The 16,015-nt window shown below is 65.1% G+C and carries 12 protein-coding genes; 5 read left to right on the top strand and 7 right to left on the bottom strand.

From position 1 onward, the window contains the following. The first annotated feature begins 14 nt into the window (after window positions 1-14). Complete coding sequence (locus EL255_RS14725; protein WP_042653847.1) at window positions 15-1,025, top strand: substrate-binding domain-containing protein; 1,011 nt, start codon at window positions 15-17, stop codon at window positions 1,023-1,025. Between the two features lie 72 nt (window positions 1,026-1,097). Here the strand turns inward: EL255_RS14725 and EL255_RS14720 are convergent, their stop codons facing one another. Next, window positions 1,098-1,826, bottom strand: coding sequence for an MgtC/SapB family protein (locus EL255_RS14720; protein ID WP_033130404.1), 729 nt, complete (start codon window positions 1,824-1,826; stop codon window positions 1,098-1,100). A gap of 204 nt (window positions 1,827-2,030) precedes the next feature. Then, window positions 2,031-2,399 (bottom strand): hypothetical protein, encoded by a 369-nt coding sequence (locus EL255_RS14715; RefSeq protein ID WP_042653846.1) that lies wholly within the window; start codon window positions 2,397-2,399, stop codon window positions 2,031-2,033. Window positions 2,400-2,928: 529 nt separating this feature from the next. On the opposite strand from EL255_RS14715, the gene EL255_RS14710 reads away from it, so the two are divergent. The 4 genes from EL255_RS14710 to EL255_RS14695 all read left to right on the top strand — a co-directional run bounded on the left by EL255_RS14710 (window position 2,929) and on the right by EL255_RS14695 (window position 6,776). Continuing rightward, window positions 2,929-3,342 carry a YeeE/YedE family protein gene (locus EL255_RS14710; protein WP_042653845.1) on the top strand — a complete coding sequence of 138 codons (414 nt, stop codon included), beginning with the start codon at window positions 2,929-2,931 and terminating at the stop codon, window positions 3,340-3,342. 11 nt (window positions 3,343-3,353) lie between these two features. Further along, a complete protein-coding gene (locus tag EL255_RS14705) occupies window positions 3,354-3,788 on the top strand; it encodes a YeeE/YedE family protein (RefSeq protein WP_042653844.1) in 435 nt (144 codons plus the stop codon). Window positions 3,789-3,887: 99 nt separating this feature from the next. After that, window positions 3,888-4,904: a lipoate--protein ligase gene (locus EL255_RS14700; protein WP_042653843.1), complete on the top strand. Its 1,017-nt coding sequence runs from the start codon at window positions 3,888-3,890 to the stop codon at window positions 4,902-4,904. A gap of 177 nt (window positions 4,905-5,081) precedes the next feature. Beyond that, a complete protein-coding gene (locus EL255_RS14695) occupies window positions 5,082-6,776 on the top strand; it encodes a pyridoxal phosphate-dependent decarboxylase family protein (protein ID WP_042653842.1) in 1,695 nt (564 codons plus the stop codon). A 69-nt stretch (window positions 6,777-6,845) separates the two neighbouring features. On the opposite strand, the gene EL255_RS14690 is transcribed toward EL255_RS14695, so the two are convergent. The 5 genes from EL255_RS14690 to EL255_RS14670 form a co-directional block, all read right to left on the bottom strand. Further along, entirely contained in the window at window positions 6,846-7,202 is a 357-nt protein-coding gene (locus EL255_RS14690) for a copper-binding protein (protein WP_042653841.1), read from the bottom strand. 47 nt (window positions 7,203-7,249) lie between these two features. Then, a complete protein-coding gene (locus EL255_RS14685; RefSeq protein WP_042653840.1) occupies window positions 7,250-10,369 on the bottom strand; it encodes an efflux RND transporter permease subunit in 3,120 nt (1,039 codons plus the stop codon). Between the two features lie 73 nt (window positions 10,370-10,442). After that, window positions 10,443-11,960 (bottom strand): efflux RND transporter periplasmic adaptor subunit, encoded by a 1,518-nt coding sequence (locus tag EL255_RS14680; protein WP_042653839.1) that lies wholly within the window; start codon window positions 11,958-11,960, stop codon window positions 10,443-10,445. 296 nt (window positions 11,961-12,256) lie between these two features. Next, complete coding sequence (locus tag EL255_RS14675; protein WP_042653838.1) at window positions 12,257-12,709, bottom strand: hypothetical protein; 453 nt, start codon at window positions 12,707-12,709, stop codon at window positions 12,257-12,259. Window positions 12,710-12,884: 175 nt separating this feature from the next. Next, entirely contained in the window at window positions 12,885-16,013 is a 3,129-nt protein-coding gene (locus EL255_RS14670; protein ID WP_042653837.1) for an efflux RND transporter permease subunit, read from the bottom strand. Window positions 16,014-16,015: the final 2 nt, after the last annotated feature.

Below are 16,015 nucleotides of genomic sequence, written 5' to 3'. Positions count from 1 at the left end.
AGCCGGGAGGCCAGGTGGAGAAGAAGAAACGGATCACGATTGCCCAGATAGCCGAACTGGCGGGGGTGTCCAAGGCGACCGCCAGTCTGGTGCTCAACGGCAAGAGTGCGGAGTACAGGATTGCCGACGATACCCGCAAGCGGATCCAGGCGGTGGCGGATGAGTGTCACTACCAGCCGAGCTTTCATGCCCGCTCCCTGCGCGAGACCCGCAGCTACACCTGGGGGCTGGTGATCCCCGATCTCACCAACTTCGGGTTTGCCAGCATAGCGCGCGCCCTCGAGGCCCACTGCCGGGAAGCGGGCATCCAGCTGCTGATCGCCTGCTCCGAGGATGACCCCACCCTGGAGCAGAAGGTGGTGGACAACCTTATCAGCCGTCAGGTGGATGGCCTCATCGTTGCCTCCAGCGGTCACAGCGACGACATCTATGCCCGCATTCACGACCGCCTGCCGGTGGTGCAGCTCGACCGCCACATCGGCGAATCGCGCCTGCCCATGGTGATCTCGGACGCCTGCAAGGCCACCGCCGAGCTGGTGCATCAGATGGCCAATGAGTGTGGGGATGAGGTCTACTACTTCGGCGGTCTGCTGGATCTCTCCCCCAGCCGCCACCGGTTGGCAGGTTATGAACTCGGTCTGTACCGGGCAGGGCTGGAGGCCAATCCTGCCCGGGTGCGCCATCGCGACTATCAGCCGAGCTCAGGTTATCAGCTGATGGCCGAGTTGGTGGCCGAGCTGGGGGCGCCACCCAAAGGGCTCTTTACCGCCTCTTTCACTCTGCTAGAGGGGGTGCTGCGCTATCTCAACGAGGCGGGGCTGATGGAGACGGGGATGCGCCTCTGTACCTTCGACGATCACGATCTGCTCGACTGCATTCCCATGCGCATCGACTCGGTGGCCCAGGATTGTCCGGCCCTGGCCCGGGCCGCCTTCGAGCTGATGCAGCAACTGATCGCGGGCAATCCCCCCGCACAGACCGCCCAGGTGATCCTCCCCAGGGTGCGCTGGCGCAGCCGCCGCTAGTCACTCAGGTTCACGTCTCATATGAAAAAGCCCCGCCAATACTGGCGGGGCTTTTTGCTGTTGGCTGCGGGCTCAATCCGTGATGCTGGTGCGCCAGAAGATCTGCCGGATGCAGGGGTGCTGCCCCAGGGTCTGCATCAGGGCATCCAGCTCGACGCCGTCGATGGAGGTGGCCAGCAGCACCGCCGAGATCTCCAGATCCTGCTCTCCGAAGGGTTCGATATCCAGCTCGCTCAGGGGGTAGTTGGCCTGATCCAGCATCTTCTCCAGCCAGGGCAGTACCTCCTTCTGGTGCTCGCGCCGGATGAGGGCGGTGACGCGATAGGTCACCTCGGTGTCGGTGTTGTCCACCGGCCGGCGATTGATCTGATTGACCAGTGGCCGCAGCAGGGTGTTGGCGGCCAGCACGAACAGGGCGCCAAGCACAGCCTCCATGGCCAGCCCGGCACCGCAGGCGGCTCCGACCGCGGCCACGCCCCACAGGGTGGCGGCGGTGTTGATGCCGCGAATGTTGCCGGACTCGCGCATGATGACGCCGGCACCGAGGAAGCCGATGCCGGAGACGATGTAGGCCACCACGTGGACCACGTTGTAGTTGCCGCCGTGCAGGTCATAGATGCGCTGGGCCAGGCTGACGAACAGGGCCGCCCCCACGGCGACCAGCACGTTGGTGCGCAGGCCGGCGGTACGCTGGCGGTACTGGCGCTCCAGCCCAACCAGGCTGCCCAGCACGAAGGCCAGCAGCAGGCTGGCCAGGGTGTCGAGCAGGGAAATCATGTCTAGTTGTTGCCACATTCTCATGGCGTACTCCTTCTGGTTGAAGATGGCCTTCGGCAAGGATGAGGGGGCCGTCGGATGCCCCGATAAATGGCGTCTGAGCGGTGAAGGCCATCATGATGATGGAAAGCGGGCGCACAGGCCGAGCCGGCCCGTGTTTTCAGACCGTCGGCGGGCGGGCACTAAAGTGTGATTGAACGGGGCCAACCAAGTTGGCCCCTTTTTCATTTAATTGAGCCGGGGCTCGTCACCTCGCCGTGGGTGCAGCTCCCAACGAACGGGGTGAGCGACCCCGACCTGATGGACGAACTGCACCAGGTAACGGCGCTGGGACGGGGTGCAGCTCAGGTTGAGCACCAGCTCCCGGCCATCGCCGCGGCCCGGCCGCAGCGACTGCATGGGGTGCAGCCCGGCCGGTTGCAGGCTGTGGGCCACCATGCCCAGCACCAGCTCCATGTCGGCGCGATCCTGACAACGGATCTGCAGCCGGTAGTGGTGCTGGCGCTGCTTGCCGCGCGGCCAGCGTGGCAACAGGCCCAGCCTGCTCAGCAGGGGACGGGCTTGGGTTGAGGTCAATAGGGTCGAAACAAAGCGCATAGCAGCCTCCTTGTGGGAAGCAGAAACTATGCAGGCAAGGTGGCCGCCGACATGGACAGGGGCTCACCTGACGTCAAGTGTAAAACGAGAGAAGAGGGGAGTGGATTTCCGCTTCTCGCAGGTTTGCGAGAGGGCGGCAGAGGCAACGCTGCGGCTATCTCGCGACCTGGGTGCCGACGATCAGGGTCGGCCTGTCACTGTCACTTGATGAATTGCCCACTGATGGTCTCCGCTGTTGATGGACGGCCAGATGGTACCCATCCGCGGCGCCGAGGTAAAGCCCGCTCCTAACGCGGCAACATTCGGAAACAACTTCACCGGCCCGGCACCCTCAAGGGCGACGCCACCACGGCAGGGTGCGCCTGCCGCCGGCAGCGGCTATAAATTAGCGGTTGCTAATGTTTACCTGGATCGTAGAATGACCAAACATTAGCAATCGCTAATTTATGAATCATCCCGCCGTCGCAGTAGGCGGGCCAAGCCAAGGGGCTACCCTGCCAGCAGGCTGAGCCCGTTACCAGGAGTGCCTATGTTTGAGAGCCAATGGCTGTTTGCCCTGGGGGGCGGCATGCTGATCGGATCCGCCGCCCTGATATTGTTGCTGTTCAATGCCAAGGTGGCCGGCATCAGCGGCATCCTGGCCGGCGCCCTGCAGCAGACGGATGCCTGGCGCTGGTTGTTCCTGCTGGGGCTGGGCGGCGGGGCGCTGCTGGCGTTTCGCCTGGCGTGGGTCCCCATGCCGAGCTTCGCGACGCTGCCGGCCTGGCCGCTGGTGCTGCTGGCCGGGCTGCTGGTCGGCATAGGCACCCGGCTCGGCAATGGCTGCACCAGCGGTCACGGCATCTGCGGGGTGGGGAGGCTGTCCCGTCGCTCCCTCGCCGCCACCCTCACCTTCATGGCCACCGGTGCGCTCACCGTGTTTGTCAGCCACCACCTGCTGTAAGGAGATCCGGAATGAAACTGCTGATCAGTCTGTTGTCCGGCCTGCTGTTCGGGCTCGGCCTCGCCCTCTCCGGCATGGTGGATCCGGCCAGGATCCTGGGCTTTCTCGACGTGGCGGGGGCCTGGGATCCGAGCCTGGCGTTCGTGATGGGCGGGGCCCTGCTGGTGTTCATGCCGGGCTACTTCCTGCTGGTCAAACCCCGCAGCCACGGCTTGCTGGGTGACGCCATCTGCACCCTGCCCGCGCCCGTGCTGGATGCGCGTCTCCTCGGCGGCTCGGCGCTGTTTGGCATCGGCTGGGGCATGGCCGGGATCTGCCCGGGCCCGGCGCTGAGCCTGCTCGTCAGCGGCCAGCCCATGATAGGGCTGTTCGTGGCCGCCATGGTGGCCGGTGTCCTGCTCATCGATCGGACGCTGCCCTGGCTGCAGCAACGCAACCAGCCCTGATGTCTCCCGGGCCTATCGCGCCGCTGGCTGGCGCGACGGCTCCCACCCGGGGCCGAAGGTGGTAACATCGGAGCCCCGTTGTTTTGACAAGGCTTGCCCATGCTGCCCCTGCGCCTGCTTATCTCAGATTCTCACGATCCCCTGTTCAACCTGGCGGTGGAGGAGTGCATCTTCCGCCAGATGGATCCCGCCCAGCGGGTGCTGTTCCTGTGGCGCAACGCCAACACCGTGGTGATCGGCCGCGCCCAGAACCCCTGGAAGGAGTGCAACACCCGCCGGATGGAGGAGGATGGGGTGACCCTGGCCCGCCGCAGCAGCGGGGGCGGGGCCGTGTTTCACGACCTTGGCAACAGCTGCTTCACCTTCATGGCCGGCAAGCCCGGCTATGACAAGAGCCTCTCCACTGCCATCGTATTGTCAGCCCTGAAACAGCTAGGGGTGGAGGCCTTCGCCTCCGGTCGCAACGATCTGCTGGTGGCGACCCCGGACGGGGATCGCAAGGTCTCGGGCTCCGCCTATCGAGAGACCCATGATCGCGGTTTTCATCACGGCACCCTGCTGCTGGACGCTGACTTGAGCCGGCTCGCGAACTACCTGAACCCGGATCCCAAGAAGCTGGCGGCCAAGGGGATCACCTCGGTGCGCAGCCGGGTCGCCAACCTCTGCGAGCTGCTGCCGGGAATCGATCATGAGCGGGTCGTTCAGGCGCTGACGGATGCCTTCTTTGCGCATCATGGTACCCGGGTCGCCCCGGAGCACATCTCCCCCGAACAGCTGCCGGACTTGCCCGGCTTCGCCGAGACCTTCGCCCGTCAGCGCAGCTGGGAGTGGAACTTCGGCCACGCGCCTGCCTTCAGTCACCAGCTGGATGAGCGCTTCGGCTGGGGCGGGGTCGAGCTGCACTTCGACGTGGAGAAGGGGCTCATCGGCCGGGTGCAGATCTTCAGCGACAGCCTGGATCCGGCGCCGCTGGATGCGCTGGCCGAGCGGCTGCCGGGCACTGCCTATCGACCCGAGGCCGTCGCGGCCCTGTTGCGCCAGTTGGGGCTGGCGTTTCCTGCCCAGGCGGGCGAGCTGGCAGAACTCGAGGCCTGGCTGGTGACGGCCCTGCGCTGAGGCGGGCATGACCCGGATCACGAAACGGCATCGGGCCGGCCGGGGGCGGCTCGCCGCCAGCCCTTGGCCTGCCGCTGCCATGATAAAAAGTAGGGCAGGCCATTAGATATTGTCGCTGTCTCAAACGCAGCCTCAGAGGTATAAACGGGGCACCTTTGCAGTACTAATGGTCTAAAAATGAGCGATCTGGTTTATCTGAAAGATGACGGTGTCAATGCCGTCTCCCCCGCATTCGAGCGTCGTTTCGCCACCGTCAAAGCCCACTACTTCTCCCGCAATCCCGAGCTCTGGCCGGTGTTCCGCGAACCCGGTTTCGCCACCCTCAACGAGTTTCGTGCCCGTGGTCTGGCCCCGGACGCGCGGCTGAACGCCTGGCCCGATGGCCGGGCCCGGCTCGCTGATCTGTGCGAGACCATGCCGGTGCCCCAGGCCATGCGTGCCCCGGGCGAGCCCATGGCCGAGCTGCTGTTTGCCGGCGCCCTCTCCAAGGACTGGGAGAACCCCTCCAGCGTCGAGAACGTCATCACCATGTCGGCGGATCCCGCCATCTACGGCGCCCAGCTCGGCATCCTGGCCAACCCCAACCTGGTCTACTCCGAGTATGCCGGGGTGGCCGAGGAGCTGGAGAAGAAGGTGGTGCGCCAGATAGCCCTGCTGGCGGGCTACGATCCGGCCCGCGCCACCGGCATCTTCACCCAGGGGGGGACCTTCTGTAACCTCTACGGCTACCTGCTCGGCATCCGCAAGAGCCTGCCCGAGGCCAAGCACAAGGGGCTCGGCCACTATCAGGATTACCGCATCATCAACTCCCAGGGCGGCCACTACTCCAACATCACCAACCTTTCCCTGCTGGGGGTGGACATAGAGCACAAGACCATTCGCATTCAGGTCGGCGAGAACAACGACATCGATCTGGTGGATCTCGAGCGCACCCTGACCGCCTGCTTCGCCCTCAAACACGTGGTCCCCACCATCATGCTCACCATGGGCACCACCGACACCTTCGGGGTGGATCAGGTCAAGCCGGTGGTCGAGCTGCGGGACAGGTTGTGCGAGCGGTTCGAGGTGGCGGTCAAGCCCCACATCCACGTGGATGCGGCCATCGGCTGGTCGATGATCTTCTTCCTGGATTACGACTTTGGCGCCAACCCGCTCGCCATCAACGCCGCCACCCTGGCGGGGATAGAGCGCAACGTGGCGCGCTTCGCCGAGCTGAAATACGCCGACTCCTTCACCGTCGACTTCCAGAAGTGGGGCTATGTGCCTTACACCTCCAGCCTGGTGATGATCAAGGAGCAAGAGGATCTCAAGGCGATGGAGAACGATCCGGAGAACTTCTCCTACTTCGAGCGGGACATCCAGGGTCAGACCCACCTGCAGTCCACCATCGAGTGTTCCCGGGGGGCCAGCGGCCTGTTCGGTGCCTATGCGGCGCTCAACTACATGGGGGTCGAGGGCTATCGCACCGTGCTGGCGCACTGCCTGCAGAATGCGAACTACTTCCGCTTCCGCCTGAGCCAGCTCGGCAACGTCAAGCTGGTGGCCCAGGAGAACCAGGGGCCGAGCGTGGGCTTCAAGATCTACAACCCTGAGTGGGTGCAGGATCCGGAGGCCGAGTTCGCCTTCGAGCTGGCGCGCACCTCGGATGCGGCCTACAAGGCGAGGCTGGCGCGCAACACCGACTATCACCGCAGCCTGTTCAAGGGGCGCGGCAAGGTGGGGCTGTTCACCAACTGGGTGGAGGCGGTGGCGCGCTCGGACTATGACGCCCGCGGCAAGTACTCCTACATCGCCGGCGAGAAGGCGGTGTTCATGAACCCGGCCTGCGGCCGCGAGCAGATCGACGCCTTCATCGACCATATTCGCGGCTGAATCCGGCCGAGAGAGCAGATAAAGAAACGGCGGGCCCAGTGCCCGCCGTCTTCTTGTCCGGTGCGTATCTTACTGTTTCTGCAGCCGGGTGATGGTCAGCTTGCCGGCCGGGTTCTCGGCGTGGAAGCCGACCGCATCCCCCACCTGCAGGCCCTTGAGCAGGGCCGGGTCGGCCAGCACGAACACCATGGTCATGGCGGGCATCTTGAGGTTGGCGATGGCCTCGTGCTTGATCCCGACCTTCTGGTTCGCCTCGTCGATGCGGCTGATGACCCCCTTGGTCATCACGATCTCCTCTGTCGGTTTCATCTCCATCCCCTCCATCTGGGACATGTCGTGCCCCTCGTGGTTCATGGTCATCTCGGCCCGGGCCTGGAGAGAGGCGAGGCCAAGCAGCAGGGTCAGGGTCAGCGTCTTGTAGTTCATGGTGTTTTCCTTGAAGTCGTTGAATTTGTATCGGTTGTAAATTCGGATCAGTCGGCCTGCCCGGGCGCAAGGCCACGGCGGCGCCACAGATAGAAGGCCGCGGGCAGCACCAGCAGGGTCAGCACCAGGGCCGTCACCATGCCGCCTATCATGGGCGCGGCGATGCGCTGCATCACCTCAGAGCCGGTGCCGTGGCTCCACATGATGGGCAGCAAGCCGGCGATGATGGTGACCACCGTCATCATCTTGGGGCGCAGCCGCAGGGCGGCGCCCTGGATGACGGCCTGATGCAGGCCGCGCAAGTCGGGTTTGCCACGGGCCAGCAGATCGTCCCAGGCGTGGTTGAGGTAGACCAGCATCAGCACGCCTGTCTCCACCGCCACCCCGGCCAGGGCGATGAAACCCACCCCCACCGCCACCGAGAGGTTGAAGTCCAGCAGCCAGACGGTCCAGATACCGCCGACCACGGCGAGCGGCAGTGTGGTGAGGATCAGCAGCACTTCCTGCATGCGGCGGAACGCCAGATAGAGCAGCAGCACTATGATGGCGAGGGTGAGCGGCACCACGTAGGCGAGGCGCGCCTTGGCCCGCTCCATGTATTCGTACTGACCGGACCAGGTGAGGGCGTAGCCCGCCGGCAGCACCAGCTGCTTGTCCACTTGAGCCTTGGCATCGGCCACGAAGGAGCCGATGTCCCGCTCGCGGATATCCACGTAGACCCAGCCGTTGAGGCGCGCGTTCTCGCTGCGCAGCATGGGGGCCTCGTCGCTGATGTAGACGCGGGCCACGTCCGCCAGGGCGATCCGCTCCCCCTTGGGGGTCACCAGCGGCAGCAGCTCCAGGCTCCCCACCGAGTCGCGGTAGCTCTGGGGATAGCGCAGGTTGATGGGATAGCGCTCGCGGCCTTCGATGGTCTGACCCACGTCCATGCCGCCGACGGCGGTGGCCAGCACCGCCTGCACGTCGGCGATGTTGAGGCCATAGCGGGCCGCCTTGAGCCTGTCTATGTCCACCTTGACGTAGCGGCCACCGGCCACCCGCTCGGCGTAGACCGAGGCCGCCCCCTCCACCTTGCCGACGATCTGCTCGAGCTGCTGGCCGAGTCGCTGGATCACCTTGAGATCCGGACCGGCTATCTTGATGCCGACCGGGGTCTTGATGCCGGTGGCCAGCATGTCGATGCGGGTCTTGATGGGGGGGACCCAGGCGTTGGTGAGGCCGGGGAACTGGATGAGGGAGTCGAGCTCCTCCTTCAGCTTCTCCGGGGTCATGCCGGGGCGCCACTGGTCGCGATCTTTAAGCTGGATGCTGGTCTCCATCATCACCAGATCGGCAGGGTCGGTGGCGCTGTCGGCGCGCCCCGCCTTGCCGAACACGTTCTGCACCTCGGGCACGGTGCGGATCAGCTTGTCGGTCTGCTGCAGTATCTCCCTGGCCTTGCCCACCGAGATGTTGGCCGCGGTGGTGGGCATGTACATGATGTCCCCCTCATCGAACGGCGGTATGAACTCGGACCCCAGATATCTGAGCGGCCAGAAGCCGATGACGGTCACTGCCAGCGCCAGCAGCAAGGTGGTCTTGGGGCGGGCCAGCACGGCGTTGAGCAGCGGGATATAGCCCTGACTGAGCCAGCGGTTGAGGGGGTTGGCCTGTTCCGCCAGCACCTTGCCGCGGATAAAGTAGCCCATGATGACGGGAACGAGTGTGATGGAGAGCCCGGCCGCCGCAGCCATGGCGTAGGTCTTGGTGTAGGCGAGGGGATGGAACATACGCCCCTCCTGCGCCTCCAGCGCGAACACCGGCAGGAAGCTCATGGTGATGATGAGCAGGGAGAAGAAGATGGCGGGCCCCACTTCTATGCTCGCCTCGGCGATCACCTGCCAGCGGTTCTTGTCGGTGAGTTCGGTGCGCTCCATATGCTTGTGGACGTTCTCTATCATCACTATGGCGCCATCCACCATGGCGCCGATGGCGATGGCGATGCCGCCAAGGGACATGATGTTGGCGTTGATCCCCTGCAGGTGCATGACGATGAAGGCCACCAGAATCGCGATGGGCAGGGTGATGACCACCACCAGCGAGGATCTCAGGTGGAACAGGAAGGCCAGGCAGACCAGCACCACCACCGCGAACTCCTCGATGAGCTTGCCGGAGAGGTTGTCGATGGCGCGCTGGATGAGATCGGAGCGGTCGTAGACGGTGACCACCTCCACCCCCTCCGGCAGGCTGCTCTTGAGATCGCGCAGCCGCGCCTTGACCCCGTCTATGGTGCGCTGGGCGTTCTCGCCGAAACGCATGACGATGATGCCGCCCACCACCTCGCCCTCGCCGTTGAGCTCGGCGACGCCGCGCCGGCTCTGGGGGCCGGTGATCACATCCGCCACGTCTCCCAGCAGCAGGGGGGCGCCCCGCACCTGGGTGCCGAGGGGTATCTGCTTGAGATCTTCGACGCTCTTCAGATAGCCGTTGGAGCGCACCATATACTCGGCTTCCGCCATCTCGATGACGGAGGCGCCGGTCTCCTGGTTGCCCTGCTCGATGGCGGTCTGGATGAGGGAGAGCGGGATGCCGTAGGCGCGCAGCTTGTCGGGATCGACCCGTACCTGGTACTGGCGCACCATGCCGCCCACGGTCGCCACCTCCGAGACCCCGTTCACCGTCTGCAGCTCGTACTTGAGGAACCAGTTCTGCAGGGAGGTGAGCTCGCTCAGATCGTGCTTGCCGCTCCTGTCCACCAGGGCGTACTGGTAGACCCAGCCCACCCCGGTGGCGTCGGGGCCGAGCTGGGGCTGCGCCGAACCGGGCAGGCTGGGGGCCACCTGGCTCAGGTACTCCAGCACCCGGGCCCGGGCCCAGTAGAGATCGGTGCTGTCGTCAAACAGCACATAGACGAAGGAGTCGCCGAAGAAGGAGTAGCCGCGCACCGTGGTGGCGCCCGGCACCGCCAGCATGGCGGTGGTGAGCGGGTAGGTGACCTGATCCTCCACCACCTGAGGCGCCTGGCCCGGGTAGGAAGTCTTGATGATCACCTGCACGTCGGAGAGATCCGGCAGGGCATCGACCGGGGTCTGCTTGACCGACCAGAGCCCCCAGGCGGTCAGCATGAGGGTGAGCAGCAACACCAGGAAGCGGTTGCCGACGGACCAGCGGATGATGGAAGGGATCATGATCTGGCTCCTCTCGCTTGGCGCGCAGGCAGCAGGGCTTGGTTGCCGGCAAAGCGGCAGATGATGGATGGGATCATGGCTTGTCCCCCATCTGGTGCTGGCTGTGGTCCATGCCTTCCATGTTTTCCATGCCCTTCATCTCATCCTTGGCGGGGGCGGCCTGGCTGGCGGAGGCATCCTCGACATGGATGTTGACGATGCGATACTCGTCCCCCTGCTGCTCGACCTGCAGGTGCAGGCGCTGCCCCTGAACGAGCTTGCTCATGTCGACGCCATCTGCCACGGCGAAGTCCATCTCCATGGCGGGCCACTGCCACTCGGGGATCGGCTGGTGGGCGACGGTCAGGGTGCGGCTCGCCAGATCCAGCGTCTGGATCTCCCCCTGGGTCCAGATCTGCTGCGGCCGCACCGCCGTCATGCGCTGGAAGTCGGAGTCGATGCTGGATTCGGAGTCGAGCAGGAACTGGGCCGAGGAGACTATGTTGTCCCCCGGCTCGACCCCGTCCAGGATGGCGACCCTGTCACCGAACTGGGCGCCCAGGGTGACCGCCACCGACTTGAAGCCGCCATCCCCCAGTGCCAGCACCAGCCGGTTCTGACTGCCGGTGCGGATCACCGCCTCACTCGGTACCACCATCTGGGGTTCGCCCTCGCCGCTGCGAATGCTCACCTTGGCGAACATGTTGGGTTTCAAAAACTCGTCCGGGTTGTCGAAGCGCAGCCGCACCTTGAGGGTGCGGGTGACGGCGTCCAGGGTGGGGTAGAGGTAATCCACCTTGCCCTGCCAGCGCCGGCCGGGGGCGTAATCCAGGGTCATGGTGACAGGGTCGCCCACCTTCAGCTGGCCGGCCTGGCGCTCAAACACTTCGGCGCTGACCCACACCTGTTGCAGGGTGCTGATGTTGAACAGGGCGGCGGCGGGCTCTACGTACTGGCCCTCGCGCACCTTGAGCTCGGAGACATAGCCGCTGCTCGGGGCATAGATGCGCACCGTCTCGCTCACCTGGCGGCTGCGCTTGAGGGTGGCTATCTGATCCGCCGGTACCTGCAGGGACTTGAGCTTGCCCTCGGCGGCGCGCAGCAGCAGCGGGTTGGCAGTGTTGAGCGCCAGCAGGTATTCGTGCTGGGCGTTGACCAGATCCGGCGCGTAGAGATCGTAGATGAAGCTGCCCTTGGCGATGCGCTGGCCCTCGTTCTTGATGGCGAGGGTGCGGATCCAGCCCGCCATGCGGGCATTGATGGCCTCCAGCCGCTCCTCGTCGTAGCCCACGTAGCCGACCGTCTCGATCTGCTGGTGGAGGGGCAGGCGCTCTACCTTGGCGAGCCGTACCCCCAGGTTCTGCTGGATCTCGGGGCTGATGGTGACGGTGCCGGGGGAGCCGCTCTTCTGCTCCTCATAGACGGGGATGAAGTCCATCCCCATGTTGTCCTTGGCGGGGGCGTCGCGCCGATCGCGCGGATCCATGGGGTTGACCCAGTAGAGCGGGGCCTTCGCCTCAGGCCCACTGCCGGCGGTCTGGCTGGCGGCCCAGTAGCCGCCGCCGGCGCCGAGGGCGAGCAGCAGCGCGGACATCAGCAGGCTCTTGTTCATGACAGGCCTCCGGCGCGGATCTGCATGCAGAAAGTGCAGGAGGACGGGGCGCCCGGGGAGGCGACAAAGTTGGCTGGTGACATGGTACATCTTCTCTCGTGTCGGGCCGCCGGGTCGTCGTCGGAGTGCGGGTCTCTCAGACCCGGACAGGCGTGCCCGCTTGGGCAGGCTTGCCTCTCACAACCTCACAACGTACGAACGGGGCGGCAAACGGAGCACCGCCGACGGATCAGCAGGTGCACGGCACAGCGTGCAAGGTCGGGCCAGGCCACACCTTGCAGGGGGAGAAGATCACGCTAATGGCGCAGCACAGAGAGCATCAGATGCCGTCTGGGCCAGGAGGGGGGATGGGTGCCACGCTGGCGCAGGAAGGGATCCCGCAGCCACTGATCCAGCAGGGACGCGGTGGCGCCCGGGCGGGGCATGAGCAACAGGGGCAGGGCAAACAGGGTCAGCAGCGCCGCCAGCAGGGGGATACCCGCACCCGGGGAGGTGAGGCCGCCGTGCATCTGGCAGTCTCCCTGGCTCATGCCGGCGCCGGCCATGCCGTTGCCGGCATCGTGGCAGGGTAGCCCCTGCATGGCGGACGACATCTCTGCGGCGTCGGTCATGACCAGGGTGTCGGCGGCCATGGCCATCTCTGCCGTCGCCGCGCCATGCCAGCTGATGCAGAGCGTGAGATTGCAGACGAGCACCAGCGCCAGCAACAGCCGGGCGATGAGCTCTGTGGGCAATCTCGATGACAACATGGATGCTTTCCCTCTGACGGATAGGTGAAATGTAAACCTTACCTACAGGAGAAGGTCAAGGTATGGCCTGGGCATAAGGGGCGAATATGTGATGGGAACCTGAACTTGGTCGCAATCTGCTCAGTGGTGGCTTGGCGCGGATAAAAAAAGCCCCCGCATCGGCGGGGGCTCTGGGTCAGGGTTTGGGAGGCGGCAGCGGGGCCCCCCGTTGTTCAGATCGTTTCATGATGAGGCGGAAGAAGAGCGGGATGAAGAAGGTGGCGATGAAGGTCGCCGCCAGCATGCCGCCGATCACCGGCCAGCCGAGGGCATGACGACTGGCGGCACCGGCGCCGCTCGAGGTTACCAGCGGCACGCAGCCGAGGATGAAGGCCAGCGAGGTCATGATGATGGGGCGAAAACGCAGTCGCGCCGCCTCCAGCGCCGACTCGATCAGGCTCATCCCCTCCTCGTGCTTCATCACCGCGAACTCCACGATCAGGATGGCGTTCTTGGCCGCCAGGCCGACCAGGGTCACCAGCCCTATCTGGAAGTAGACGTTGTTGGTGAGCCCCACCGCCCAGGTGGCGAGCAGGGCGCCGAACAGGGCGAAGGGTACCGCGGTGATCACCGCAAACGGCAGGCTCCAGCGCTCGTACTGGGCGGCCAGGATGAGGAAGATCATCACTATGCCGAAGCCGAATGCGGTGCCGGCGCTGCCGGCGGAGGCCTTCTCCTGATAGGCGGAGCCGGTCCACTCCAGCTTGGCGTCGTTGCCAAGGGTGTCGTTTGCCACGACTTCCAGCGCGGCGATGGCCTGACCCGAGCTGTAACCCGGCGCCGGCTGCGCCATGATCTTGGCCGCCTGGAAGATGTTGAAGCGCTCGACCAGTTCGGGGCCGGTGGCGTCACGCACCGTCACCAGGCTGCTGAGCGGGATCATCTCCCCCTTGTTGGAGCGCACATAGACGTTGCGGATGTCGCTCTTCTTGGCGCGGTAGTCCGCCTCGGACTGCAGCTGGACCCGGTAGGTGCGGCCGAACTGGTTGAAGTCGTTGACATAGACCTGGCCGAAGGTGGCCTGCATGGTGTCAAACACCGCGTTGATGGGCAGCCCCAGCGCCTTGGCCTTCTCCCTGTCGAGATCCAGGTAGACCTGGGGCACGTTGGCGCGGTAGGTGCTGGTCACGCTGGCGAACTCGGGACGCGCCTTCGCCGCCTCGAGGAAGCGCTGCACCTCGGCCGAGAAGGCCTGGGCATCGCCGGTGCTGCGGTTCTGCAGGTAGGCCTCCAGCCCGCCGGTGGTGGACATGCCGGTGATGGGAGGCGGGTTGAAGGAGGCGACGAAGCCGTCCGCCAGCCCCATCAGGCTCATGCCCTGAAGGGTCTTGGCCAGGGAGAAGGAGTCCTGCCCCTCGCCCTGGCGATCGCGCCAGTCCTTGAGGGTGATGAAGCTGATGCCGCTGTTGCTGATGATGGCGTTGGAGAGGATGTCAAAGCCCGAGAAGGTGATGACGTCCTTGATGTTGGGGTTCGCCATCGCCATGCGGTCGAAGTCGTTCGCCACCGCCTGGGTGCGGGTGAGGGCGGCCGCGTCCGGCAACATGATGGCGGAGAGCAGGTAGCCCTGATCTTCGTTCGGCACCAGCTCCCCCGGCACCTTCAGCAGCAGGCCGTAGATGGAGACCAGGATCAGCGCGATGATGGTGAACGCCACCCCGACCCGGCGGTTGAGGAAGGCCACCCCGCGCACGTAGCGGCGGGTCAGGCCATCGAAGGCGTTGTTGAACCAGACGAAGAAGCGGGCCGGCTTGTGATGGCCCTCCTTCAGCAGCACGGCGCACAGGGCCGGCGACAGGGTCAGCGCCACCAGGCCGGAGATGGCCACCGACACCGCCACCGTGATGGCGAACTGCTTGTACATCACCCCCGTCATGCCGCCCATGAAGGCGACCGGCAGGAAGACGGCGCACAGCACCAGCACGATGGCGACCACCGGGCCCGACACCTCCTGCATGGCGAGGATGGCGGCCTCCTTGGGCGAGCACTTCTTCTCCTGCATGATCCGCTCGACGTTCTCCAGCACCACGATGGCGTCATCCACCACTATGCCGATGGCGAGCACCATGCCGAACAGGGTCAGCAGGTTGATGGAGAAGCCCAGCAGCAGCATGCCGGCGAAGGTGCCGATCAGCGACACCGGCACCGCGATGCAGGGGATCAGGGTGGCGCGCAGGTTCTGCAGGAACAGGTAGACCACCACGAACACCAGCACTATCGCCTCGAACAGGGTGTAGACCACCTCCTCGATGGAGATCTTCACGAACTCTGTGGTGTCGTAGGGGATCTGGTACTCGATGTCCTGGGGGAAGCGCTCCTTGAGCCGCGCCATGGTGGCATGCACCTGATCCGCGACCGCCACGGCGTTGGCGCCCGGCTGCAGGTAGGTGGCGATGCCGATGGCGGGCTTGCCGTTGGCCTTGGCCAGCAGGTCGTAGTCCTTGCCGCCGAGCTCGACCCTGGCCACGTCCTTCACCCGGATCTTGGAGCCATCCGGCATGGAGCGGATGATGATGTTCTGGAACTCGCGCACATCCTCGAGCCGTCCCTTGGTCTGCACCGTGTAGGTGAAGTCGACCGGGGCCGTGGTGGGCTGGGCGCCGATCTTGCCGGCCGCGAACTGGGTGTTCTGCTCGCGGATGGCGCCGATCACGTCGCTCGGGGTCAACTCGAGCTGGGCCAGCCGGTCCGGCCGCAGCCAGATGCGCATGGCGTAGTCGGTGCCGCCGAACAGGGTGGTGTCGCCGACCCCGGGGATGCGCTTGAGCTCATCGATGATGTTGAGCAGGGCGTAGTTCGACAGATAGGTGGTGTCGAAGGTGCCGCCGGGGGATTGCAGCGTCACCACCTGCAGGATGGAGGTCGACTTCTTCTTGACCGTCACCCCCTGCTTCTTCACCTCTTCCGGCAGCTGGGCCATGGCCGCGCTGACCCGGTTGTTGACGTTGATGGTGGCCTGATCCGGATCCGTGCCTATCTCGAAGTAGACGTTGAGGTTCATCTGACCGTTGGAGGCGGAGCCGGACTGCATATAAAGCATGTCCTCCACCCCGTTGATCTGTTGCTCGAGGGGAGCCGCGACCGTCTGGGAGATGACCTCAGGGGTGGCCCCCGGGTAGAAGGCGGTGACCGAGACCACCGGCGGGGTGATCTGCGGGTACTGCTCGATGGGGAGCGCTCGCATCGCCGCCAGCCCGCCCAGCACTATGATGATGGAGATGACGCTGGCGAAGATGGGGCGTTCGATGAAGAACTTGGAAAACATAC

Source organism: Aeromonas encheleia (assembly GCF_900637545.1).
Classification (GTDB): domain Bacteria; phylum Pseudomonadota; class Gammaproteobacteria; order Enterobacterales; family Aeromonadaceae; genus Aeromonas; species Aeromonas encheleia.
This window is presented reverse-complemented; position numbering and strand designations above follow the sequence as displayed.